Source organism: Mycolicibacillus koreensis (genome assembly GCF_002104795.1).
Classification (GTDB): Bacteria; Actinomycetota; Actinomycetes; order Mycobacteriales; family Mycobacteriaceae; genus Mycobacterium; species Mycobacterium koreense.
This window is the reverse complement of record NZ_NCXO01000035.1, coordinates 14,054-37,846: the sequence shown is the minus strand read 5'-3', so window position 1 is coordinate 37,846 and position 23,793 is coordinate 14,054. Positions and strand designations below refer to the sequence as shown.

20 protein-coding genes are annotated in these 23,793 nt (G+C 70.7%); 11 read left to right on the top strand and 9 right to left on the bottom strand.

The window, feature by feature from the left end:
- The first annotated feature begins 74 nt into the window (after nt 1–74).
- Nucleotides 75–911, top strand: coding sequence for a uracil-DNA glycosylase (locus B8W67_RS14835; RefSeq protein ID WP_069392089.1), 837 nt, complete (start codon nt 75–77; stop codon nt 909–911).
- 6 nt (nt 912–917) lie between these two features.
- On the top strand, nt 918–1,967 hold the full coding sequence (locus tag B8W67_RS14830; RefSeq protein WP_085304743.1) for an LLM class flavin-dependent oxidoreductase: 1,050 nt from the start codon (nt 918–920) through the stop codon (nt 1,965–1,967).
- Nucleotides 1,968–1,981: 14 nt separating this feature from the next.
- Here the strand turns inward: B8W67_RS14830 and B8W67_RS14825 are convergent, their stop codons facing one another.
- Both B8W67_RS14825 and B8W67_RS14820 read right to left on the bottom strand, forming a co-directional pair.
- Complete coding sequence (locus B8W67_RS14825; RefSeq protein WP_069392087.1) at nt 1,982–2,443, bottom strand: nitroreductase family deazaflavin-dependent oxidoreductase; 462 nt, start codon at nt 2,441–2,443, stop codon at nt 1,982–1,984.
- Between the two features lie 27 nt (nt 2,444–2,470).
- Nucleotides 2,471–2,947: an HIT family protein gene (locus tag B8W67_RS14820; protein WP_234806773.1), complete on the bottom strand. Its 477-nt coding sequence runs from the start codon at nt 2,945–2,947 to the stop codon at nt 2,471–2,473.
- A gap of 174 nt (nt 2,948–3,121) precedes the next feature.
- Between B8W67_RS14820 and B8W67_RS14815 the strand changes: the two genes are divergently transcribed.
- Nucleotides 3,122–4,240 (top strand): adenylate/guanylate cyclase domain-containing protein, encoded by a 1,119-nt coding sequence (locus B8W67_RS14815; protein WP_069392085.1) that lies wholly within the window; start codon nt 3,122–3,124, stop codon nt 4,238–4,240.
- Between the two features lie 118 nt (nt 4,241–4,358).
- Nucleotides 4,359–5,351, top strand: a complete 993-nt coding sequence (locus tag B8W67_RS14810; RefSeq protein WP_234806772.1) for an Acg family FMN-binding oxidoreductase — start codon at nt 4,359–4,361, stop codon at nt 5,349–5,351.
- Nucleotides 5,352–5,361: 10 nt separating this feature from the next.
- Here B8W67_RS14810 and B8W67_RS14805 read toward each other — a convergent pair whose 3' ends face one another.
- Both B8W67_RS14805 and B8W67_RS14800 read right to left on the bottom strand, forming a co-directional pair.
- Nucleotides 5,362–7,284 carry an ABC transporter ATP-binding protein gene (locus B8W67_RS14805; RefSeq protein ID WP_085304737.1) on the bottom strand — a complete coding sequence of 641 codons (1,923 nt, stop codon included), beginning with the start codon at nt 7,282–7,284 and terminating at the stop codon, nt 5,362–5,364.
- A complete protein-coding gene (locus B8W67_RS14800; protein WP_069392148.1) occupies nt 7,281–9,032 on the bottom strand; it encodes an ABC transporter ATP-binding protein in 1,752 nt (583 codons plus the stop codon). The genes B8W67_RS14805 and B8W67_RS14800 overlap by 4 nt, the downstream gene beginning before the upstream one ends.
- Nucleotides 9,033–9,154: 122 nt before the next feature.
- On the opposite strand from B8W67_RS14800, the gene B8W67_RS14795 reads away from it, so the two are divergent.
- Both B8W67_RS14795 and B8W67_RS14790 read left to right on the top strand, forming a co-directional pair.
- Entirely contained in the window at nt 9,155–9,709 is a 555-nt protein-coding gene (locus B8W67_RS14795) for a DUF3558 domain-containing protein (protein WP_069392083.1), read from the top strand.
- Entirely contained in the window at nt 9,706–10,269 is a 564-nt protein-coding gene (locus B8W67_RS14790; RefSeq protein ID WP_069392082.1) for a DUF3558 domain-containing protein, read from the top strand. Before B8W67_RS14795 ends, B8W67_RS14790 begins: the two co-directional genes overlap by 4 nt.
- A gap of 22 nt (nt 10,270–10,291) precedes the next feature.
- On the opposite strand, the gene B8W67_RS14785 is transcribed toward B8W67_RS14790, so the two are convergent.
- Nucleotides 10,292–10,813: a SixA phosphatase family protein gene (locus B8W67_RS14785; RefSeq protein WP_069392081.1), complete on the bottom strand. Its 522-nt coding sequence runs from the start codon at nt 10,811–10,813 to the stop codon at nt 10,292–10,294.
- A gap of 136 nt (nt 10,814–10,949) precedes the next feature.
- Between B8W67_RS14785 and B8W67_RS14780 the strand changes: the two genes are divergently transcribed.
- Together B8W67_RS14780 and B8W67_RS14775 are read left to right on the top strand one after the other, a co-directional pair.
- Nucleotides 10,950–12,110: a metallophosphoesterase family protein gene (locus B8W67_RS14780; RefSeq protein WP_069392080.1), complete on the top strand. Its 1,161-nt coding sequence runs from the start codon at nt 10,950–10,952 to the stop codon at nt 12,108–12,110.
- Nucleotides 12,107–14,716 (top strand): AAA family ATPase, encoded by a 2,610-nt coding sequence (locus B8W67_RS14775; protein WP_069392079.1) that lies wholly within the window; start codon nt 12,107–12,109, stop codon nt 14,714–14,716. The genes B8W67_RS14780 and B8W67_RS14775 overlap by 4 nt, the downstream gene beginning before the upstream one ends.
- 16 nt (nt 14,717–14,732) lie before the next feature.
- Here B8W67_RS14775 and B8W67_RS14770 read toward each other — a convergent pair whose 3' ends face one another.
- The 4 genes from B8W67_RS14770 to B8W67_RS14755 all read right to left on the bottom strand — a co-directional run bounded on the left by B8W67_RS14770 (nt 14,733) and on the right by B8W67_RS14755 (nt 20,166).
- Nucleotides 14,733–16,409, bottom strand: a complete 1,677-nt coding sequence (locus B8W67_RS14770) for an oligopeptide ABC transporter substrate-binding protein OppA (RefSeq protein WP_069392078.1) — start codon at nt 16,407–16,409, stop codon at nt 14,733–14,735.
- 3 nt (nt 16,410–16,412) lie between these two features.
- Complete coding sequence (locus B8W67_RS14765; RefSeq protein ID WP_069392077.1) at nt 16,413–18,251, bottom strand: oligopeptide ABC transporter ATP-binding protein OppD; 1,839 nt, start codon at nt 18,249–18,251, stop codon at nt 16,413–16,415.
- Nucleotides 18,248–19,123, bottom strand: a complete 876-nt coding sequence (locus tag B8W67_RS14760; protein WP_109470102.1) for an oligopeptide ABC transporter permease OppC — start codon at nt 19,121–19,123, stop codon at nt 18,248–18,250. Before B8W67_RS14760 ends, B8W67_RS14765 begins: the two co-directional genes overlap by 4 nt.
- Nucleotides 19,124–19,188: 65 nt before the next feature.
- The gene (locus tag B8W67_RS14755; protein WP_069392076.1) at nt 19,189–20,166 is read right to left on the bottom strand and encodes an oligopeptide ABC transporter permease OppB; all 978 of its coding nucleotides are present in this window, start codon (nt 20,164–20,166) and stop codon (nt 19,189–19,191) included.
- A gap of 152 nt (nt 20,167–20,318) precedes the next feature.
- Here B8W67_RS14755 and B8W67_RS14750 point away from each other — a divergent pair, with 152 nt between their 5' ends.
- The 3 genes from B8W67_RS14750 to cysC all read left to right on the top strand — a co-directional run bounded on the left by B8W67_RS14750 (nt 20,319) and on the right by cysC (nt 23,725).
- Nucleotides 20,319–20,807, top strand: a complete 489-nt coding sequence (locus tag B8W67_RS14750) for a beta-class carbonic anhydrase (RefSeq protein ID WP_069392075.1) — start codon at nt 20,319–20,321, stop codon at nt 20,805–20,807.
- Nucleotides 20,808–20,942: 135 nt separating this feature from the next.
- The gene (gene cysD, locus B8W67_RS14745; protein WP_069392074.1) at nt 20,943–21,872 is read left to right on the top strand and encodes a sulfate adenylyltransferase subunit CysD; all 930 of its coding nucleotides are present in this window, start codon (nt 20,943–20,945) and stop codon (nt 21,870–21,872) included.
- Nucleotides 21,872–23,725: a sulfate adenylyltransferase subunit CysN gene (cysC, locus tag B8W67_RS14740; protein ID WP_069392073.1), complete on the top strand. Its 1,854-nt coding sequence runs from the start codon at nt 21,872–21,874 to the stop codon at nt 23,723–23,725. Before cysD ends, cysC begins: the two co-directional genes overlap by 1 nt.
- The last annotated feature ends 68 nt before the right edge of the window (nt 23,726–23,793 follow it).

The window sequence follows — 23,793 nt, the reverse complement described above, 5'->3', positions numbered from 1 at the left end:
CTTCAGCGGTGTCAGCTCTGATCGTACGGTCGGGCCGGTGCCGGGTCGCCCGTGTCGGCGGGCACGATGGTCATGTGCTCCCCCATCCGCGAACGGGTCAGCTCTTCGACTCCCCGGTGCCGGCGGGGGCCGGCTGGCCGGGTGACCCGGCCACCGCGGCCACCCCGGTCGCCGAGACCGCCGAGCAGGTCGCCGAGCTGGCGGCGGGCGCGTCGTCCCTGGCCGAACTCGATGCCGCGGTCAGCGTGTGCCGCGCCTGCCCGCGGCTGGTGGACTGGCGCGAACAGGTCGCGGTGACCAAACGGCGCGCCTTCGCCGGCGAACCGTACTGGGGGCGCCCGGTGCCCAGCTGGGGGGCGCCGCAGCCGCGGATCCTCGTCGTCGGGTTGGCCCCGGCCGCCAACGGCGCCAACCGCACCGGACGGATGTTCACCGGGGACCGCTCCGGTGACCAGCTGTACGCCGCGCTGCACCGCGCCGGGCTGGTCAACCAACCCACCAGCGTCGATGCCGCCGACGGGCTGCACACCGACACCGTGCGGATCATCGCGCCGGTGCACTGCGCGCCCCCCGGCAACCAGCCCACCACCGTCGAACGCAACACCTGCCTGCCGTGGTTGCACGCCGAGTGGCGGCTCATCGCCCCGCACGTCGCGGTGATCATCCCGTTGGGCGGTTTCGCCTGGCAGATCGCGCTGCGCCTGCTCGCCGATCAGATCACCAGCAAGCCCAAACCCAAGTTCGGTCACGGCGCGTCGGTGACGTTGACCTCCGGGGCCACCCTGCTGGGCTGTTTTCACCCCAGTCAGCAGAACATGTTCACCGGCCGGCTCACCCCGGCCATGCTCGATGACATCTTCGGTCGGGCCGCCGAGCTGGCGGGAACGTCCGGGCCCGGCGGAACGTTATAGCCAGTCGTGCGTCTCTCCGTCCTTGACCTGATCCCGGTTCGTACCGACCAGACCACCGCCGACGCGTTGGCCGCCACCGTCCGGCTGGCCCGAACCGCCGATCGGCTCGGTTTCACCCGCTACTGGGTCGCCGAACACCACAACATGCCCTCGGTCGCCGCGACCAGCCCGCCGGTGGTGTTGGCCTATCTCGCCGCCCAGACCGCCGCGCTGCGGCTCGGCTCCGGCGGGGTGATGTTGCCCAACCACGCGCCGCTGGCGGTGGCCGAGCAGTTCGCGCTGCTGGAGGCCGCCGCCCCCGGTCGCATCGATCTGGGCATCGGCCGCGCCCCCGGCAGCGACCCGGTGACCTCGATGGCGCTGCGTGGCTGGAGTGGCCGCGACGCCGCAGCACTGGACTCCGACGTGGAGAACTTCCCCGACTACCTCGATCAGGTGCGCGCGATGATGGGTGAGCGCGGGGTGCGGGTGGCGATCCCCGGCCGCGACTACACCCTCAAGGCCACCCCCGCCGCGCACGGCGAACCGGTGCTGTGGCTGCTGGGCTCGTCGTTGTACTCGGCGCGACTGGCCGCCGCCAAGGGCCTGCCGTATGTGTTCGCCCACCATTTCTCCGGCCGGGGCACCGCCGAGGCGCTGGAGGTCTATCGCAGCCAGTTTCAGCCCAGCCCGTGGTGTGCGCAGCCGTGGACGTTCCTGACCGCCAACGCCTCGGTGGCCCCGACCCGGGCCGAGGCCGAGGACCTTTTGCTGCCGAACCTGCAGATGATGGCGCGGCTGCGCACCGGGGAGGCGCTCGGCCCGCTCGACGTGGTCGAGGACGCCCGCGACGCCCAGCTCACCGCCGCCCAGCAGCGGATCGTCGCCGCCGGGCTGGAGCGCGCCGTCGTCGGCGCCCCCGCCGAGGCCGCCGACCAGGTGCGGGCGCTGGCCGCGGAGTTCGACGTCGACGAGGTGATGATCAGCCCGGCCGCCTCGGTGCGCCGCGGCACCGACCCGGCCACCAGCCCCGGACGCGAACACACCCTGGAGCTGTTGGCGCAGGAATTGCTGTAAACGCCGGCGCTGAACTAGCGCGGCGTCAACACCACGACCGGGATCGGCCGTGAGGTCCGCCGCTGATAGGCCGTGTAGCGATCGAAGTTGTTGGCGTTGACGATTCGCCACAACCGGGCGTAGTCGGGCGCGTCGGCGGTCACCGGTCGTGCGGTCACCGCCACCCGGCGCGGCCCGACGTTGATCTCCACCTCCGGCTGGGCCTTCAGATTGTGATACCAGCCCGGTGCGCGGTCGGCGCCGGCCAGCGAGGCGACGATCAGATAGTCGGCGCCGTCGCGGGCGTAGGTCAGCGAAACGGTCCGCGCCAGACCGGTCTTGGCTCCGACGGTGTGCAGCAGCAGGCTCGGCGGCGCACCCGGCACGCGGTGCCCGATCCAGCCACCGGTGGATTGATAGACGGTGTCGTGCAGGCGCAACAGCCGGAATCCGACCGTGCGTTCAAACCAGCGCGAGATGTCCCGGGAGCCACTCATGGCCCCAGTCTGCACCCGGTCGCCGGGTCAGGCCGAGCCCGGGGCCTCGGTGGTGTCCCCGGTGGTGTCGTCGGTGGTGTCCTCGGGGGTTTCGTCGAGGCGCGCGAGCGCTTCGCGCAGAATCCGTCCGGTGGTCTCCCGGTCCGGGTCGCGGCGCCAGATCAGGCCCTTGGCGAACGCCACCCGGTCCCCGGTGCGCCGGGGCACCACATGCAGGTGGATGTGGAACACGCTCTGAAAAGCGGCCCGCCCGTCGTTGATCGCGATGTTGTTGCCGTCGGCGTGCAGTCCGGACAGACGCGCCGCACGGGCGATGCGCTGGCCCAGGGTGCTCATGCCCGCCAGCGTCGCCGCCGGGGTGTCGGTCAGGTCCACCGTGTGCACTTTGGGAACCACCAGGGTGTGACCGCGGGTGAACGGCCGGACATCGAGAAAGGCCAGATACCGGTCGTCGTCGTGGATCAGCACCGCCGGGGCGTCCCCGGCGACGATGGCGCAGAACACACACGATCGCGACGGCGCGGGTGACGACGGCGCGGGTGACGACGGCGCGGGTGACGACGGCGCGGGTGACGACGGCGCGGGTGACATAGTCGGCACCGTAGCGCATCACCGGCGGTGGCCACGGCGTGCCGTGATCGAGCGCGCGGCGCCTCGGCCTCGCGGTACGTTGACCGGGTGACCGATCCGAGTGACGACGGCCTGCTCGACGGTTTGGCGGGCCAGGCCCGCGAAGAACGCGCCGAGCTGGTCTCGTGGCTTCTCGAGCAGGGCGTCACGCCCGAGGAGATCGGCAGCACGGTCGCCCCGATGCTGTTGGCGATGCGCCGTCAGATCGGCGACGACGGCCACTACGTGTCGACGCGGGAGATCGCCGACGCCCACGGAATGGATCTGGCGTTTCTGCAGCGGGTGCAGCGTGCCATCGGGCTCGCCCGTGTCGACGACCCGGATGCGGCGGTGTTCACCCGCGCCGACGCCGAGGCGGCCGCCGCGGTGCAGCCCTTCGTCGAGCTCGGCCTGGACCCCGATGATCTGGTGCTGGCCGCCCGCGTCCTCGCCGACGGGCTCGCCGATGCCGCCGAGGTGATGCGCCACACCGCACTCGGTGCGGTGCTGACCCCCGGGGCCACCGAATTGGAGACCGCTCAGCGGTCCACCGCGCTGCTCAAACAGGTCGCGCCCCTGCTGGGCTCGACGGTGTCGGAGCTGCTGCTGGTGCAGCTGCGCCAACTGATGGAGACCGAGGCGGTCACCGCCAGCGAGCGCGCGGCCGGCACGCCGCTGCCGGGAGCCCGGGAGATCACCGTCGCCTTCGCCGATTTGGTCGGCTTCACCCGGCTGGGGGAGACGGTGCCGCCCGAACAACTCGAGCGTCTGGCTAACCGGCTCGCCGAACTGGGCCATGAGGTGGCGGTCCCGCCGGTGCGGATGATCAAGACCATCGGTGATGCGGTGATGCTGGTGTGTCCGGACCCGGCGCCGCTGGTTCGGGCGGTGCTGCGGCTGGTCGCCCTCGCCGACGACGACGACGAGCTGCTGCGGCTGCGCGCCGGGGTGGCCGCCGGCCCTGCGGTCAGCCGGGCCGGCGACTGGTTCGGCAGCCCGGTCAACCTGGCCAGCCGGGTGACCGGGGTGGCCCGTCCGGGGTCGGTGCTGGTCACCGAGGAGGTCCGGGACGCCATCGGAGCCGACGACGCGGCGTTCCGCTGGTCGTTCGCCGGGCCGCGCCGCCTCAAGGGCATCGGCGGTGACGTGAAACTGTTCCGCGCCCGGCCCAGCGATCCGCCGCGTTAGGCGGGCGTCAGGCGGGCTTTCGGCCTCGGTCGGAACCAGGGTCTTCCGGCCCTGTCGGACATCGGCGGTGCTGGGCCACCCTGGAGTCGAGTCACCGACGGTTGAAAGGGGGTGCGCCGTGAGTGCAACGTCGGCGCCGCTGCTGGATGTCGAAATCATCAAAGACGCTGTCTCGCTGGCCTGCCGTGCGCCGTCGCTGCACAACAGCCAGCCCTGGCGGTGGGTGCGTGACCGCGCCGGGTTGCAGCTGTTCCTCGACCCCAGTCGCGCGGTCTACACCGACGACACCGCGCGCGAGGCGCTGATCTCCTGCGGTGCGGCGCTCGATCACCTGCGGGTGGCGTTGGCCGCCGCCGGATGGCACACGCTGATCGAGCGGTTCTCCGACCCGACAGACCCCACCCACCTGGCCGCCGTCACCTTCGACCGTGGTGGCGAGGTCACCGCGGCGCAACGGCGCCGCGCCGACGCGATCCTGCTGCGGCGCACCGACCGGCTGCCGCTGGCCGCACCGCGGAACTGGTCGGTGGTCGAGGCGATCCTGTCGGCGGAGTTGGCGTCCGGCCCGGTGCGCCTGGACACGGTGCCCACCGCCGAACGCACCCGCCTGGCCGAGGCCTCGCAGTACAGCGAGACGCTGCGGCTCTACGACGGGGAGTACCACGCCGAACTCGATTGGTGGACCGCGCCGTTCGAGGTTGCCGACGGAATACCCCAGAGCGCGTTGATCTCGGCGTCGGAGAGCGACCGGGTGGACGTGGGCCGGGTGTTCCCGGTGACCCGCGCCGGGCAGCGCCGTGCCGACATCGGCGACGACCGCGCCGCGATCGCGGTGCTGTCCACGCCCGGCGACGGGCCGGGGGACGCATTGGGCTGCGGGGAGGCGCTCTCGACGGTGCTGCTGGAGTGCGCGGCCGCCGGGTTGGCGACCTGCCCGCTGACCCACATCACCGAGGTGGCGACCAGTCGGGCCATGGTGGCGGCGCTGATCGGTGGCGACGCGGTGCCGCAGGTGCTCATCCGGGTCGGCACGGCACCGGCCATCGAGAATCCTCCCCCGCCCACCCCGCGGCACCCGGTCGACGAGGTGCTGATCATCGAGGTGCCGTGACGCCGCGTCCTCAGACCTGCGTCATCGCGTAGTAGGCGCCGCGGCGGGCCAGCAACTCCGCGGGACTGCCCTGCTCCACGACTCGGCCCCGGTCGAGGACGACGATGCGGTCGGCGTCGCGCACCGTGGAGAGGCGGTGGGCGATGACCAGAGTCGTCCGACCCCGGCGCAGCGCGGTGATCGCTTGCTGGACAGCCAGTTCCGTTCGGGTGTCGACTGAACTGGTCGCCTCGTCGAGGACCAGTAGCCGCGGCTGACTCAGCATCGTGCGGGCGATGGTGATCAACTGTTTCTCCCCGGCGCTCAGCGTGCCACCGTCGTTGCCCACGCGGGTCGCGTAGCCCTCCGGCAGCGACCGCACCACCTGGTCGACGTGGGCGGCCCGGGCGGCGGCCACCACCTCCTCATGACCGGCGCCGGGCCGGCCGTAACCGATGTTCTCGGCGATGGTGCCGTCGAACAGCCAGGTGTCCTGGGAGACCACCCCGATCTGCGACCGCAGCGCCCGACGGCCGAGGGTGGTGATGTCGACGCCGTCGATGAGGATCTGTCCGGCGTCGTCGTCGAGGTCGTAGAACCGCAGCAGCAGATTGACCAGGGTGGTCTTGCCGGCGCCGGTCGGCCCGACCAGCGCCACCGTGCTGCCGGGGGGCAGGGTCAGCGACACGTCGGTGAGTACCGGCCGGCCCGGCCGGTAGCCGAAGCCGACGTGGCGGAACTGCACCTGCGGCGCCGCGGTCGCCGGTGGTTCGGCGCGCACGTGATCCGCGACGCCGACCTCGGTGTCCTGCTCTTCCGGCTCATCGAGGAAGTCGAAAACCCTTTCCGCGCTGGCCATTCCGGACTGCAGCGTGTTGTACATCCCCGCCAGCTGGGTCAGCGGCTGATTGAACTGGCGCACATAGACGATGAACGCCTGAATGCTGCCGAGGCTGACCTGGCCGGTGGCGACCTGCAGCCCGCCGACCACCGCGACGGCGACGTAGGCGAGGTTGCCGATGAACCCCGCGGCCGGCGAGATCAGCCCGGAGAACAGCTGGGCGCCGAAACTGGCGCGGTAGAGCTCGTCGTTGCGCCGGTGGAACTCCGCGCGGGCGGCATCGCGGTGCCCGAACGTGCGCACCACGGTGAACCCGCTGTAGGTCTCCTCGATGTGGGCGCCCAGCGCCCCGGTGGCGGCCCACTGCGCGGCGAACAGCCGCCGGGAGCGTCGGGTGACCGTGCGCACCGTCAGCAGCGACAGCGGCACCGCCAGCACCGTGATGCCCGCCAACAGCGGCGAGATCGACACCATCATCGCCAGCACGGCGACCACGGTGAACACCGCGGTGAGCAGTTGGCTGATCGTCATCGACACCGAGACCGAGATGTTGTCGACGTCGTTGGTGACCCGGCTGAGCAGCTCACCGCGCTGGCGGGTGTCGACATAGGACACCGGCAGCCGGTGCAGTTTGTCCTCGACGTCACGGCGCAGCGCGGACATGGTGCGCTGCACCGTCACGTTGAGCACCCGGGCCTGCAGCCACACCATCGCCGCGCTGAGCAGATACACCCCCAACGCCAGTGCCAGGGTGCGCCCCAAGGCGGTGAAGTCGACGCCGTGGCCGGGGGAGACCGCCATCCCCGACAGCAGATCGGCGAAGGTCGTGTCGCCGCGGGCGCGGGCGGCCGCGATGGCCTCGCCGCGGCTCATCGCCGGGTCCAAGCGCCGCCCGATCACCCCGGTGAACACCACATCGGTGGCGTGCCCGAGGATCCGGGGGGCGGCCACGCCGGTGGCGATTCCGCCCAGCGACAACAGCACCGAGACGACGATCAGCCGTCGGTGCGGGGCCAGCCGGCGCAGCACCCGCGCCGCGGTCGCCAGGACGTCGCGCGACCGCGCCGGTGGGGTGGCCAGCGCCTGGCGCAACGCCGAGGTCTGCGCGCTCACCGCCGCGCCCCGATCGTCTGCGAGTCGACCAACTCCGCGTAGCTCGCGCAGGTGTCGAGCAGTTGCGCATGCGTGCCGGCCCCGCAGACCCGGCCGCCGTCGAGCACGATGATCTGATCGGCGTGTCTGACCGTGGCGATGCGCTGGGAGACGATCACCGTCGTCGCAGCGGCCGCCACCTGCGCCACCGCGTGGCGCACCCGCGCGTCGGTGTGCACGTCGAGGGCGGAGAACGCGTCGTCGAACAGATAGATCGCCGGGTCGGCCAGCACCGCCCGGGCGATCGCCAACCGCTGGCGCTGCCCCCCGGAGAAATTGACGCCGCCCTGGGCGACCGGTCGCGCCAGGCCGTCGGGATGGTCGGCGACGAAATCGTCGGCGGCGGCCACCGCCAGCGCCTCCCACAGCGCGGCGTCGCTCACCTCGCGGCCCCGGCGCGCGCCGTAACGCAGGTTGTCGGCCACGGTGCCGGAGAACAGGTATCCGCGCTGGGGGACCAGACCGATCATCGCCCACAGCCGTTCGAGGTCCTGGTCGCGCACGTCGACCCCGCCGACCCGCACCGACCCGCCGGTCACGTCGTAGAACCGGCAGATCAGCGACACCAACGTCGACTTGCCCGACCCGGTGCCACCGACGATCGCGGTGCTGGTGCCCGGCCGGGCGATCAGCGACACCTCATCGAGCACCGGGCGCTGGGCACCCGGGTAGCAGAAGCTGACGTCGCGGAACTCCACCACCCCGGCGGCGGGATCGGGGGCGACGTGCGCGGCGCGCGGCCGCGGCGGGCTGGTGATCGCCGTGCGGGTGTCGAGCACCGCGCGGATCCGCTCGGCGCAGACCGTGGCGCGCGGCAGCACCATCAGCACCATCGTCGCCATCACCACCGACATCAGGATCTGCGTGAAGTAGGACAGCAACGCCACCAGCGCCCCGACCTGCATCTGCCCGGCGTCGATGCGCACCCCACCGAACCAGATCACCGCGACGCTGGAGCCGTTGATGATCACGGTGGTGGCCGGCAGCAGCAGCGCCTGCCAGTTGCCGGCGGCGATCGTGGTGTCGGTTAGGGCCCGGTTGGCGTCGGCGAAGCGGTCCCGTTCGGCGTCCTCGCGGGCCAGGGCGCGCACCACGCGCACCCCGCTCAACTGGTCGCGCAGCACCCGGTTGACAGCGTCGATCAGCCGCTGCAGGCGCCGCACGATCGGCAGCATCCGGGCGGCGATCGCATAGTTGGCCAGCGCCAGCAGCGGCACACTGACCACCAGCAGCCACGACAGCCCCGCGTCGAGGCGCAGCGCCATCACGATCCCGCCGATGCTCATGATCGGCGCGGCGACGAGAACGGTGGCGATCAACTGCACCAGCACCTGGATCTGGCGCACATCGTTGGTGGAGCGGGTCAGCAGTGACGGGGTCCCGAACCGCAGCGTCTCGGGCTCGGAGAAGCCGATCACCCGGTCGAAGACGGCGGCACGCAGGTCACGGCCGAACCCGGTGGCCGAGCGGGCCCCCACGTAGACCGCGGCCAGCGCGCACAGCACCTGCAGCGCGGCGAACGCCAGCATCACCGCCCCGTACTCGACGATGACCGCGGTGTCGCCGACCGCGATGCCGTCGTCGATGATGCGCGCGTTGATCGTCGGCAGGGCCAGTGAGGCCAGCGAACTCACCGCCTGCACCGCCAGCAGTACCGCCACCGGTGCGCGGTACGGCCGGAGGTAACACCGCAGCAGCGCCAGCAGCATCAGGTAACTGTCGCACACACCGCCGCTGCGACTCGCCCTGGTCACGTGCGGTGTCGCCGCAGCGCAGCGATCGGCGGCGACGGTGCCGCTACAGTGCAAGATGTGACAAGCGGTAGGTGTGCATGACCGTGGGGCGGACCCTGATTCTTCCGGCGCTGGCGGCGTCGATGGTGCTTCCGCTGGCCGTCGCCTGCAGCACGTCGGGCTCGGAGAAGACCACGCCGGGGCAGGTCCCTGGCCCTGAGCCCAGCGTCGCCGAGCACGGGCCCACCTTCCCGCAGTGCGGCGGGATCAGCGACGAAGAGATCGCGCAGCTGACCCGGGTCAGCGGGCTGGTGAACACCGCGCAGAACTCGGTGGGCTGCCAGTGGCTGGCCGGTGGCGGCATCATGGGCCCGCACTTCTCGTTCTCCTGGTATCGCGGCAGCCCGATCGGCCGTGAACGCAAAACCGAGGAGTTGACCCGCACCAGCGTCGAGGACATCACCATCGACGGCAACGACGGGTTCATCGCCGTGGGCACCGTGCCGATGCTCGGCGACTCGCTGTGCGAGATCGGCATCCAGTTCGACGACGACTTCATCGAATGGTCGATCAGCTTCGACCGCGACCCCTATCCGGACCCGTGCGAGGTCGCCAAGGAACTGACCAGCCGATCGATTGCGAACGCGCGATGAGCCGACCGACCACCGCGAGACGCCGCACCGCCGTGGTGCTGGTGACACTGCTGGCCGTCCTCGGCGGCGTCGCCGGCTGCACCCGCACGGTCGGGGGCACCGCGGTCAAGCCGGGCACCCACAGCGTGACCCGCAACGACCACTCCGAGCAGCAGTTCCCCAACCTGCTCAAGGAGTGCGACGTGCTCGGCGAGGACATCCTGGCCAAAACCGTCGGGGCGGACCCGCTGGATATCCAGGGCACGTTCGTCGGCGCGATCTGCCGGTGGCAGGCCGGGACCCCGTCGGGCCTGGTGGACATCACCCGGTTCTGGTTCGAGCAGGGCAGCCTGGACAACGAACGGTCGGTGGCCCAGCAGTTGAACTACCGGATCGAGGAACGCCAGATCGAAGGCATCGAGTCGATCGTGCTGCGCACCGCCGACCCCAACGGCGCGTGCGGGGTGGCCAGCGGCGCCGAGGGTGCGGTGGGCTGGTGGGTCAACCCGCAGTCGCCGGGGGTGGATGCCTGCGAGCAGGCGATCAAGCTGATGCAGATGACCCTGGCGCGCAACTACTGAGCGCGGCCTACTGAGCGCGCGCTCAGCGCGGCACGTGGAACCGGGTCAACGTGGCACCGCCGAGTTCCAGCCGGCTCCACGGGCACGGCACGGTGAGCACCGCGATCCCCGAGGTGGGGAACTTGGTGGCGATGCGGTCCGCGGCGTCGCGGTCGCTGGTAGCCGGGTCGGCCAGTCCGAGCGCCACCTGCGAGATCGCCGGCTCGTGACCGATGACGACCAGCGTGGCCGCCGTCTCGGGAACCGCGTTGATCTCGGCGATGACGGCGCCGGGGGTGGCGCCGTAGAGCCGCTCCACGTAGCGCACCGCGGCGACGGGCACGGCGAGGTCGGCGCGCGAGAGCGTCTGACGGGTGCGCACCGCCGTCGAGCACAGCACCGCGTCGATGACGGGGAACTCCGCGTGCAACCACCGCCCGGCGATTCCGGCCTCACGGCGTCCCCGCGCGGCCAACGGCCGACCGTGGTCGTCGACGCCGGGTGGGTAGTCCGATTTGGCGTGCCGCAGCAGGATCAGGGTGCGGGGCGGACTGGCGTGCGACACGCCCCCACGGTAGGCCCGTCGGCGGCGCTCAGCCCGACCGGGCCGTCTGGGGTCCCCGGCTGTGTCGTACCGGGGTCCTACACTCGCGGTGCCGAATGATCGGGTTCGGCGGCGACGGTGAAGGGAGGCCACCACGATGCGGTTCATCCACACCGCCGACTGGCAGCTCGGTATGACGCGCCGCCGTCTCGGCGAGGACGCCCAGGCGCGGTATTCGGCGGCGCGGCGCGACGCGGTCACCGGGTTGGGTGCGCTGGCCGCCGCGGAGGGAGCGGCGTTCGTGGTGGTCGCCGGCGACGTCTTCGAGCACAACCAGCTCGACCCGCAGGTGATCAGCCAGTCGCTGGAGGCGATGCGCGCGATCGGGGTGCCGGTGTATCTGCTGCCCGGCAACCACGACCCGCTGGATGCCGCCTCGGTGTACACCAGTGCCCTGTTCCGCGACGAATGCCCCGACAACGTGGTGGTGCTCGACACCGCCGGGGTGCACACCGTGGCCACCGGTGTCCAACTCGTCGCCGCGCCGTGGGCGGGTAAACGCCCCACCACCGACCTGGCCGGTGCCGCCCTGGCGGCGCTTCCCGATCCCGCCGGTGCGATCCGCGTACTCGTCGCCCACGGCGGGGTCGATGTGCTCGATCCCGATCCGACCAATCCGGCACTGATCCGGATGGCGGGGCTGCAGGACGCACTCGACCGGGCAGCGGTGCACTATGTCGCTTTGGGCGACAAGCATTCCCGCACCGACGTCGGTGGGGACGGCCGGGTTTGGTATTCCGGGTCGCCGGAGGTCACCAACTTCGATGACGTCGAGGCCGACTCCGGTCACGTGCTGGTCGTCGACATCGACGAGACCGATCCGCGCCACCCGGTCACCGTCGCGTCGCGGCGGGTCGGGCGGTGGCGTTTTCGCACGCTGCGCCGCCAACTCGACACCGCCGCCGACGTCGCGGCGTTCGGTGAGGAACTCGACGCGCTGCGCGACAAGGACCGCACCATGGTCCGGATCGGGCTGACCGGCGCGCTCAGCGTCACCGAGCACGCCGCCCTCGATGACCTGCTGGACAGACAGGGCCGGCGGTTCGCCGCGCTCTACCCGTGGCAGCGACACACCGACCTGGTGGTGGTGCCCGCCGACGGTGAGTTCGACGACCTGGGCCTGGGGGGATTCGCCGACGCCGCGGTCGAGGAACTCATCGCCACGGCGCGCGGCGATGACGAGACCGCCGCCGCCGATGCGCAGGCGGCACTGGGGTTGCTGCTGCGTCTCGCCGGACACGACCGGGGTGCGGCATGAAACTGCACCGGCTGACCCTGACCGATTACCGCGGCATCGCCCACCGCGAAATCACCTTCCCCGACCGCGGGGTGATCGTCGTCTGCGGCCCCAACGAGATCGGCAAGTCGTCGATGATCGAGGCGCTGGACCTGCTGCTGGAGGTCAAAGACCGGTCCTCGCGCAAAGAGGTCAAGGCGATCAAACCGACACACGCCGACGTCGGATCGGAGATCACCGCCGAAATTAGCAGCGGCCCTTACCGATTCGAATACTTCAAACGCTTCAACAAGAACCCGCAGACGGCGTTGACGGTGACGGCGCCGCGCCACGAACAGCTCACCGGCGACCAGGCCCATGAACGTGTCGAGGCGATCCTCGCCGAAACCCTCGACACCGACCTGTGGCACGCCCTGCGGGTGCTGCAGTCCGGGTCGACCGCCACGGTGGATTTGTCCGGCTGCGATGCGCTGTCCCGCGCGCTCGACGTCGCCGCCGGAGAGGCCGCCGACTCCGGTGGTGCGGAGACCCCGCTGATGGATCGCATCGCCGCCGAATTCGGCCGGTATTTCACCGCAACCGGGCGTCCCACCGGGCAGTGGGCCGCAGCCCGCAAGCGACTCGCCGCCGCCGAGGCGGAACTGGCCCGGTGTGGCGATGCCGTCGCGGACGTCGACGAGCGCACCCGCCGTCACGCCGAGCTGTCCGAACAGCTGGCCGCCGCGGTCACCGTCGACGACGCGGCGCAGGACCGGCTGGTCGACGCCCGTGCAGCCGCGGCGGAGGTCGACCGGCTCCGCACGGAGCTGGGGGAGGCCGAACTGGCGGCGCTCAAAGCGAAGACGGCGTATACCGAAGCCCACAACGCCCACGCGGAACGACTGCGCCTCGCCGGTGAACTCGACAGCAAGACAACCGAGTTGGTCGAGCTCGACGACGCTGCGGCATCCGCACGCACCGACTGTGCTCAGGCCGCCGAGGCCGCTGCCGCCGCCGAGGCAGCCGAGGCCGGCGCCACCGCCACGGTCGATGCCGCCGCGGCGACCGTGGAGAAGGCCCGCCGGCTCATCGACGACCTCACCGCCTGCGCGGACGCCGAACGCCTCGCCGCACGGCTGGCCCGCATCGACGCCCTCGAGGCCGACCGTGACCGGATCGACGGCGAACTGGCGGCGATCACGCTCACCGGCGACGGTGTCGACCGCATCGAGGATCTCGCCGGCCGGCTCGAGGTGGCCGCGGCGGCGCGGCAGTTGGCGGCGGCGACCGTCGCGGTCACCGCCGTCGAGGATGTGGACCTCGTCGTCGACGGCGCACCGCTGTCGCTGCGAGCCGGACAGCAGCACTCTGCGGCCGCGCCCATCGAGATCGCGCTGGCGAAGCTGGTCCGGGTGCGCGTCGACCCGGGCGCCGCCGCCCGGGAATCCGCCGCCGAGCACACCGCCACCCGCCAGCGCCTCGACGCCGCCCTGGCCGACGCCGGGGTCGCCGATGTCGCCGAGGCGCGCCGCCTCGCACACCGGCGCGAGAACCTGCTCAGCGAACGCGCCCGAGTCGAGGCCGTCATCACCGAGGTCTGCGGTGCCGACCTCATCGATGATCTGCGCAAGCACCTCAAACAACTCAGCGCCGACCTTCCGGAGCAGACCCCCAACGGCGATGCCGAGACCGCCCGCGCCGAGCTGACCGCCGCCCACGACGCCCACCGGGCCGCCCTGCAGGTGCAGACGCAGCACCGCGCGGTGACCGCGAGCGCCGATCGCCGGCTCATCGAGCACACCAGCCGCGCCGACATGCTGGCCGAGCAGGCGCGGTCCCACCGCGCGGTCATCGATGAGCTCACCGACCGGCTGGCCGCCGCCCGCGCACTCACCGGCGATGCGGCGCTCGCCGACGCCGCCACCGCCACCCACACCGTCGTGCAGGAGGCGGACCGGCGGGCGGCTGAGTCCGCCGCCCGGCTCGCCGATGCACAGCCCGATGCGGTGGCCGCCGAGTTGGAGGCGGCCGGCGCGGCCGCCCGGGAGGCGGGCAGCCGCCGCGAACAGATCGCGCTGGGCCTGCGTGACGTCGAGGCGCAATTGGAGATGCTTGGCGGCGAAGGGCGCTACAGCGCACTGGAGGTCGCCGACGCCGACCACGCGCACGCGGTCGCCGAGCACCGCCGCATCCAGCGGTGCGCGCGCGCCGCACAGTTGCTGCACACGGTGATGACCCGGCACCGCGACGACAGCCGCAGCCGCTACGTGGCGCCGTTTCGCACCGAGATCGAGCGGCTCGCCCGCCCGGTGTTCGGCGCGGACTTCGCTGTCGAGATCGACATCGACCTGACGATCAGCAGCCGCACCCTCGACGGGCGGACCGTCCCGTATGACTCGCTGTCCGGCGGCGCCAAAGAACAGCTGGGGATCCTGTCGCGGCTGGCCGGGGCGGCGCTGGTCGCCGAGGGCGACGCGGTACCGGTGCTCATCGACGATGCGTTGGGTTTCACCGACCCCGACCGGCTCGTGACGATGGGCACGGTGTTCGCCACGGTGGGAACGAGCGGCCAGGTGATCGTTTTGACCTGCACCCCGGGGCGTTACGACAGCGTCGACGGGGCGCACCGCATCGATCTGGCCGACTGACCGTCGACGTCCCCGGTCAATTCGGGAGGAACCCGATCGCGGTGTAGTCGAGGTCGGCGAGTCCCGGCGCCCCGAAGTTGGCCAGCGTGCTGCGCACCGCGACGTTGCCGGGGGTCTGGATCAGCGGCAGGCTGAACCCCTCGGCCCACAGCAACGCGTCGACCTCGTTGGCGCGGTCGCGGGCGACCTGCGGATCCAGCGCAGCCAGGGTCTGCTCGATCTTGTCGTCGATGGCCGGGCTGCCGATCCGACCGAAGTTGGATTCGCCGTAGGAGGCGTAGATCTGGGTAAGCCCGGACAGCGGGAACGCGTCACCGACCCACCCGAATTGGGCGATGTCGAAATCGCCCGGGACCACGTAGTCGCGGAAGAACCCGCCGCCGGATTTGGCTTCCAATTCCAGCTTCACCCCGATCTGGGCCAGGCTGTGCTGGGCGACCTGGCCGAACATCCGGGTGCTCTGGGCGTCGAAGAGCAGATGGCGCAGCACCAGCGTTCGCCCGTCCTTCTCCCGGTACGCCCCGCGGCGGACCCAGCCGAGCTCGTCGAGTTCACGGCCGGCGCGCTCCGGGTCGTAGGCGACCACGGCGCTGTTGTCCTGGTAGCCCTCCTGGCCGGCAACGAAGATGTGGTTGTTCAACGCGACCGGGTCGGATGTCAGGCCGCGCAGGGTCACCTTGGCGATGGTGGCGCGGTCGATGCCGCGCATGACCGCCAACCGCAGCTTCTTGTCGGCGAGGAGCGCCCCGGGAGCACCGTTGAACGTGAAATGGCTCCAGGTGGGGGTGGGGGCGCGCCGAATCGCGATCCCGTCGGTGCGCCGCGCGACCGTCAACTGGTCCAGGGTGGACACCCCGGCGGCGTCGATGGTGTGGTTCTGCAGCGCGGGCATGCGCGCGGCATCGTCGAGCACCAGATAGGTGATCGAGTCCAGCCGCGGGGTGCGGCCCCACCAGTGGGGATTGCGGGTCAACACGATGCGCTGCGTGGTGCGGTCCAGTGCGGAGAGGATGAACGGACCGGCCGAGGGGCCCGGCCGGTTCAGCTGTGCTTTGTTGAACGCCTCGGGGGTCGCGGTCATCGATGCCGGCAGCAGCATGCCGTTGCCGGCGAACATGCCACGCCACTCTGCGTAGGGCTTGGCGAACGTCATCACCGCTTGGCGCTCGTCGACACCGCGGGTCACCGACGCCACCCGGTCGGCGCCGTTGGTGCTCGCGATCGCGAAGTTGGGGTCCGCACCGCTGGTGGCGTGCACCTGGCTGGCGATGTCCTCCCAGCTCAGCGGGGTGCCGTCGGACCAGACCGCATCGGGGTTGATGGTGTAGGTGACCTGCTGCGGGTCGGTTCCGGTCAGTTCGACGGAGGTGAAGTAGTCGGTGTCGACGGTGGTGGAGCCGTCGGAGCCGATGATGAAGGCCCGCGGCATCGTGGCCTTGAGCATGGCGGCGTTGTCGGCGAGGTTTCCGTCGATGTGCAGCGGATTGAAGTTCGGCGGGAACTGCGCCAACGACAACCGCAGATCCCCGCCGTCGCGCAGGGTGGCCGGGTCGTGCGGGTTGATGTCACTGGCGCCGATCGTCGCCGACGTCTCCGGCAGCGCGGCCTCGTCGGGAACGGCACAGCCGCCGGCAAGGACCGTCGCGGCGAGCAACACACTGCCCAGGCGGACGAGATGGCGGTTGGCGCGCACCGGTTACCTCCTTGTCGAGGGGTCGGGGAGCGGGACAGCGGCCAACAGGCGGCGCGTGTATTCCTCGCGCGGATGGGCGAGCACCTCCTCTGCCGGGCCGTGCTCGACGACCTGTCCGCCGTGCATGACGACCACGTCGTGGGCCAGATGTTTGACCACCGAGAGGTCGTGGGAGACGAACAGATACGACAACCCGAACTGCTGTTGCAGGTCGAGCAGCAGGTTGATGATTCCGGCCTGTATGGAGACGTCGAGTGCCGACACCGGCTCGTCGAGGGCGAGGATCTTCGGGTGCAGCGCCAGTGCCCGCGCGATACCCACCCGCTGTTTCTGCCCGCCGGAGAATTCAGCCGGATAGCGGGCCGCGTCGGCGCGGCGAAGCCCCACGATGTCGAGCAACTCCGCCACCCGGACTCGAAGTGCTCGATCATCGAACCCATTGGCGCGCAACGGCTGTGCCAACACTTCGAAGATCGGCAGCCGCGGATCCAAGGAGGCCACCGGGTCCTGGAAGACAACTTGGAGGTTCCGGCGCACGTCGCGGCGGGTACGGCTGGTCAGTGTCGCCACGTCGGTGCCCAGCACCTCGATCGTTCCCGACTGCGGGGCGCGCAGCTCGAGGATCTGGCGCAGCGTGGTCGATTTCCCCGACCCGGATTCGCCGACGATTCCCAGGGTGCGCCCCTCGGTCAGGGTGAAGCTGACCCCGTCGACGGCGCGCACCTCGCCGACGGTGCGACGGAACACCACCCCGGTGGTCAGCGGGTAGGTGCGCACCAGATCGTGCACCCGCACCACGGCGGGGGCGTCGGCCGGTGGCGGCGGCGTGGGCGGGGCGCTGACCCCGTAGACCTCCGCGGCGCTGCGGTCGGCCACCTGATCGGTGTGGATGCAGGCCACCCGGTGGGCGGCGGCCACCTCGCGCAGGGCCGGCTCGTCGCCGAGGCACTCGTCGGTCGCCAGCGGGCAGCGCGGCGCGAACGGGCAGCCGGGACTCAACTCGGTCAGCGACGGCGGTGCCCCGGGGATCGGGACCAGCCGGGTGCCCTGCGCGGCGTCGAGCCGCGGCACCGATCCCAACAGCCCGACGGTGTAGGGCATCTGACGGTCGCAGTAGAGCACGTCGACCGGCGCGGACTCCACCACCCGACCCGCGTACATGACCAGCGCCCGGTCGGCGAACTCGGCCACCACCCCGAGATCGTGGGTGATGATCAACACCCCCGCGCCGGTCACGTCGCGCGCGGTCTTGAGCACGTCGAGGATCTGGGCCTGCACGGTGACGTCGAGCGCGGTGGTCGGCTCGTCGCAGATCAGCAGGTCCGGATCGTTGGCGATCGCGATCGCGATCACCACCCGCTGGCGCTCGCCGCCGGAGAGCTCGTGCGGAAACGCCCGGGCCCGCTGGCCGGGTCGGGCGATCCCGACCAGCTCCAGCAGCTCCACCGCGCGCCGCCGCGCCGCCCGCCGGCCGAGTCGTGGTTGGTGGATCCGGATCGCCTCGGCGATCTGGTCGCCGACGGTGTAGACCGGGGTCAGCGCCGACATCGGGTCTTGGAACACCATCCCGATCGTGTTGCCCCGCAGCGCCGACAGCGCCTTGTCGCTCATGCCGAGCAGCTCGCGGTCGTCAAGGCGAACCGACCCGGTGACGGTGGCGTACTCCGGTAGCAGTCCCATCACCGCCATCGCCGCCGCCGACTTGCCCGATCCCGATTCGCCCACCATCGCGACCACCTCACCGGGGTCGATGCGATAGCTCACACCGCGCACCGCATGTACCTGCTCGGCGTCGGTGGGGAAGGTGACGGTCAAATCGCGCACCTGCAGCAGGGGGGTCATCGGCGGCTCCGGCGCAGGGTCAGGCTCGCCGGGTCCAGCGCGTCGCGCAGGCCATCACCGGCGAGGTTGGCGCAGACCAGGATCGCCACCAGGATCCCGGCGGGGAACAGGAACACCCACGGGAAGGTGATCGCCGAGGCGGTGCCGTCGGCGATCAGCGTGCCCAGGGAGACGTCCGGCGGTTGGATCCCGAACCCCAGGAAGCTCAGACCGGTCTCGGCCAGGATCGCCACCGCCACGTTCAGCGCGGTGTCGATGATCAGGATCGACGCCACGTTGGGGATGATGTGGCGGGTGATGATCTGGTGATTGGGCACGCCCATATACCGTGCGGCCCTGACGAATTCACGATCACGCAGGCTCATCGTCAAACCGCGCACCATGCGGGAGCTGATCATCCAGCTGAACGCCGCCAACAGCACGATCAGTGCGCCGATGTTCCCGGAGTTCTTGGTCCTCGGCGTGACGATCGCGATCAGGATGAAGCTGGGCACCACCAACAGCAGATCGACCAGCCACATCAGCACCCGGTCGCGCCACCCCCCGAAATACCCGGAGATCGCGCCGACGGTCGCGGCGATGACGGTAGAGATCAACGCCACGCAGACACCGATCAGCATCGATTTCTGCATGCCCCGCAACGTCTGGGCCAGCAGATCCTGGCCGAGAGCGTTGGTGCCGAGCCAATGCCGCGCGCTCGGCGGATGCAACAGGGCGTCGTAATCGAGGTCGGTGTAGGAGTACGGCAGCAATCCGGGCAGCAGGTACGCCCCGGCGAACAGCAGCACCAGCACCGTCAGGGAGCCGACCGCGGCACGGTTGCGCAGAAACCGGCGCAGCACCAGGGTGCGCCGGGAGGCGAACACCGGCACATCCCCACCACCGATGCCGCCACCGGCACCGTCGCCGCCGTCGGCGGGGTCGGTCCGCTCGGCGCTCACGAGGCGCGCACCCGCGGGTCGAGCAGGGCGTAGATGACGTCGGAGAGCAGCCCGGCCGCCAACACCGCGGCACCGGAGAACACCGTGATCGCGGCGACGATGTTGGTGTCCTGGGTGGCGATGCCGGAGACCACCCATTCGCCCATGCCGTGCCAGCCGAAGATCTTCTCCACGAACACCGCACCGGTGACCAGCCCGGCCACCCCGTAGGCGAACAGGGTGGCCATCGGGATCAGCGCGGTGCGCAAACCGTGTTTGAACAGCGCCTGGCGGCGGGTGAGCCCCTTGGCGCGGGCGGTGCGGATGAAATCTTGGCCGAGAACGTCGAGCATGGCGTTGCGCTGATAGCGGCTGAAGCTGGCGGCGGCGGCCAGCGCCAACGTCAACGTGGGCAGAAACAGGTGCTGCAGGCGGTCCAGCAGCGCCGCCCAGCCGCCGGCGAGCATGCCCGGTGAGGTCTCCCCGACGTATTCGAACACCTGCGCCCCGAGCAGCCAGTTGGTGTGCAGGCCCACCTGGATGAGCAGGTTCGCCAGCACGAACGTCGGGATCGACAACACCAGCAGTGACGCCATGGTGATGACCCGGTCGCTGAGCCGGTACTGGCGCACCGCCCCCCACGCTCCGGCGACGACACCGAGCGCCGTGCCGGCCAGCGAGCCGATGACCAGCAGCCGCAGGCTCACCCCGACGCGGCGCCACAGTTCCTCCGAGACCGGCTGGCCGGTGACGGTGACCCCGAAATCACCGCGCACGGCGTTGCTCGCCCAATGGGCGTAGCGCAGCGGAATCGGTTTGTCCAAGCCGAGTTCGGCGGCTTTGGCGTCGATGACCGCCTGTGGGGGCCGCGGGTTGCGCTGCATCAGGGCATCCAGCGGCGCGAAGGTCACCGAGGTCAGACAGAACGTCAGGAACGACGCCAGCGCCAACAGCACCAGATAGTTCAGGAGCCGGCCCGCCAGGAAACGCGTCATGCCCGGGTCTGTCCGCGTTGCATGGGCTCAGGGTAGGAGATGGCGCGCCGATCCAGCGCAGGGTGGTTGCGCGTGGCGCACGGTTGGCTGCCGGGTTGTTAAGCTGCGCAGGCGGGGCAAACCGGCGGCAGACGAGAGTTCAGGAGATCGGCGTGACCGTAACCGACGACTATCTGGCCAACAACGAGAAGTACTCGCAGGGGTTCTCCGGCCCGCTGCCGATGCCGCCGAGCAAACAGGTCGCGATCGTGGCGTGCATGGATGCCCGGATGGACGTCTACCGCCTGCTGGGCATCGCCGAGGGCGAGGCGCACTGCATCCGCAACGCCGGCGGGGTGATCACCGAGGACGTCATCCGGTCGCTGGCGATCAGCCAACGGCTGCTCGGCACCCGCGAGATCATCCTCATCCATCACACCGACTGCGGCATGCTGACGTTCACCGACGACGACTTCAAACGCGACATCGCCGCCGACACCGGCATCCGGCCCTCCTGGGCGGGGGAGGCGTTCCCCGACCCCGCCGAGGACGTCCGGCAGTCCATCCGCCGGGTGCAGGCCAGCGCGTTCGTCTCGCACGCGTCGCTGCGCGGCTTCGTCTTCGATGTCGCCACCGGAAAGCTGGCCGAGATCACCCTCTGAGCCGGACCTCGCACCGCGGCGCGCCGGGCGCGTGCGGTGCGGGCCGCCGGCGTTTTGACAATCACCGCCACTCTTGGTTGCATGGGCGATTATGCGGATTAATCGGGTCAAATCAACCAACTTAACCGGGAAATCGTGAGCGCGCCGGCCACGACCCGGCCGGTGCCCGGGCAGTACGAACTGAGCCAACTGCGGGCGCTGGAGGCGGAGGCGATCCACATCATCCGTGAGGTCGCCGCCGAGTTCGAGCGCCCCGTGCTGCTGTTCTCCGGCGGCAAGGACTCGATCGTGATGCTGCATCTGGCGCTCAAGGCGTTTCACCCCGGTCGGTTGCCGTTCCCGGTCATGCACGTCGACACCGGGCACAACTTCGACGAGGTGATCGCCACCCGCGACCAACTGGTCGCCGAGACCGGCATCCGGCTGGTGGTGGCCTCGGTGCAGGAGGACATCGACGCCGGCCGGGTCGCCGAGTCCTTCCCGTCGCGCAACCCCATCCAGACCGTCACGCTGTTGCGCGCGATCCGGGAGAACCGTTTCGACGCCGCCTTCGGCGGGGCCCGCCGCGACGAGGAGAAGGCCCGCGCCAAGGAGCGGGTGTTCAGCTTCCGCGACGAGTTCGGGCAGTGGGACCCTAAGGCGCAGCGCCCCGAACTGTGGGCCCTGTACAACGGTCGGCACCGCAAGGGCGAGCACATCCGAGTGTTCCCGCTGTCGAACTGGACCGAGTTCGACATCTGGTCCTACATCGGTGCGGAGAACATCACGCTGCCGCCGATCTACTACGCGCACCGCCGTGAGGTGTTCCGCCGCGACGGCATGCTGCTGGCGGTGCACCGGCACATGCAGCCGCGACCCGATGAGGAGGTGTTCGAGGCGATGGTGCGTTTCCGCACCGTCGGTGACGTCACCTGCACCGGGTGCGTGGAGTCGGCCGCGACCACCGTCGAGGAGGTGATCGCCGAGACCGCGGTCTCACGGCTCACCGAGCGGGGCGCCACCCGCGCCGACGACCGCATCTCCGAGGCCGGCATGGAAGACCGCAAACGACAGGGCTACTTCTGATGAGCACCCCCACCACGTTGCTGCGCATCGCCACCGCGGGCAGCGTCGACGACGGCAAATCCACCCTGATCGGTCGGCTGCTGTTCGACTCCAAGGCGGTGATGGAAGACCAGTGGGCGGCGGTGGAACGCACCTCCGCCGAACGCGGCAACGACTACACCGACTTGGCGCTGGTCACCGACGGGCTGCGCGCCGAGCGGGAACAAGGCATCACCATCGACGTCGCGTACCGCTACTTCGCCACCCCCAAGCGCAAATTCATCATCGCCGACACCCCCGGGCACATCCAATACACCCGCAACATGGTGACCGGAACCTCGACCGCGCAGTTGGCGATCGTGTTGGTCGATGCGCGCCACGGGCTGCAGGAGCAGTCCCGCCGGCACGCGTTTCTGGCCGCGCTGCTGGGGATCCGCCACATCGTGCTCGCAGTCAATAAGATGGACCTCATCGACTGGGACCAGCAGCGGTTCGAGGCGATCCGCGACGACTTCCACGCGTTCGCCACCCGCCTGGATGTCCACGACGTCACCACGATCCCGCTCTCGGCGCTGCACGGCGACAACGTCGTCACCAAATCCGACCGGGCGCCGTGGTACGAGGGGACCTCGCTGCTGTCGCACCTGGAGGAGGTCTACATCGGCGGGGACCGCAACCTCGTCGACGTGCGGTTCCCGGTGCAGTATGTGATCCGTCCGCAGACCCGCGAACACTGGGACCACCGCAGCTACGCCGGGACCGTGGCCAGCGGGGTGATGCGCCCCGGCGACGAGGTGGTGGTGCTGCCGGCCGGCAAACCCACCCGGATCACCGCGATCGACGGGCCGACCGGTCCGGTGGCCGAGGCGTTCCCGCCGATGGCGGTCTCGGTCAGCCTCGCCGACGACATCGACATCTCCCGCGGCGACATGATCGCCCGGACCAACAACCAGCCGCGCATCGCGCAGGACTTCGACGCCACCGTGTGCTGGATGTCGGACTCCTCGGCGTTGGAGCCCGGGCGCAGCTACGTCATCAAACACACCACCAAAACCACCCGGGTGCGGGTGGCCGCGCTGGAGTACCGCCTCGACGTCAACACGCTGCACCGCGACAAGACCGCCACCGCGCTCAAACTCAACGAGCTCGGACGCATCGCGTTGCGGGCGCAGGTGCCGCTGCTGCTCGACGAGTACTCCCGGAACACCGCCACCGGGTCGTTCATCCTCATCGACCCGGAGACCAACGCCACGGTGGCCGCCGGGATGGTGCTGCGCGACACCTCGGCGCGCACCGCGAGTCCCAACGCGGTGCGGCACGCCTCGCTGGTCAACGCCGAGGACCGGCTTGCCCGCGGGCGCACCGTGTGGTTCACCGGCCTGTCCGGCTCCGGCAAGTCCTCGGTGGCGGTCCACGTCGAGCGCCGCCTGCTCGAACTCGGTGTGGCCGCCTATGTGCTCGACGGCGACAACCTGCGCCACGGCCTCAACGCCGACCTGGGCTTCTCGATGGCCGACCGTGCGGAGAACCTGCGCCGGTTGGCCCACGTCGCCACGTTGATGGCCGACTCGGGTCAGATCGTGCTGGTCCCGGCGATCAGCCCGCTGACCGAGCACCGCCAGCTGGCGCGGCAGGTCCACGTCGACGCCGGCGTGGAGTTCTACGAGGTGTTCTGCGACACCCCGCTGGAAGACTGCGAACGCCGCGACCCCAAGGGGCTCTACGCCAAGGCCCGCGCCGGGGAGATCACCCACTTCACCGGGATCGACAGTCCCTACCAGCGGCCCAAGAACCCGGACCTGCGGCTGGTGCCCGACCGCAGCGTCGAAGAACTCGCCGAGCAGGTGATCGCGCTGCTCGACATCGGGTCCTGACCCGCCGGCCGGTCCACCCGCCGGCCGACCCGCGCTGGCGATGACACGGGCGTGCGCGGGGCGTGCGG

Coding starts and splice junctions, on each gene's coding strand:
- B8W67_RS14825 (WP_069392087.1), bottom strand. CDS start 2,443: ATGAGTGGCTCCCGGGACATCTCGCGCTGGTTTGAACGCACGGTCGGA.
- B8W67_RS14800 (WP_069392148.1), bottom strand. CDS start 9,032: ATGCTGCTGGCGCTGCTGCGGTGTTACCTCCGGCCGTACCGCGCACCG.
- B8W67_RS14795 (WP_069392083.1), top strand. CDS start 9,155: ATGACCGTGGGGCGGACCCTGATTCTTCCGGCGCTGGCGGCGTCGATG.
- B8W67_RS14790 (WP_069392082.1), top strand. CDS start 9,706: ATGAGCCGACCGACCACCGCGAGACGCCGCACCGCCGTGGTGCTGGTG.
- B8W67_RS14780 (WP_069392080.1), top strand. CDS start 10,950: ATGCGGTTCATCCACACCGCCGACTGGCAGCTCGGTATGACGCGCCGC.
- B8W67_RS14775 (WP_069392079.1), top strand. CDS start 12,107: ATGAAACTGCACCGGCTGACCCTGACCGATTACCGCGGCATCGCCCAC.
- B8W67_RS14765 (WP_069392077.1), bottom strand. CDS start 18,251: ATGACCCCCCTGCTGCAGGTGCGCGATTTGACCGTCACCTTCCCCACC.
- B8W67_RS14755 (WP_069392076.1), bottom strand. CDS start 20,166: ATGACGCGTTTCCTGGCGGGCCGGCTCCTGAACTATCTGGTGCTGTTG.
- cysC (WP_069392073.1), top strand. CDS start 21,872: ATGAGCACCCCCACCACGTTGCTGCGCATCGCCACCGCGGGCAGCGTC.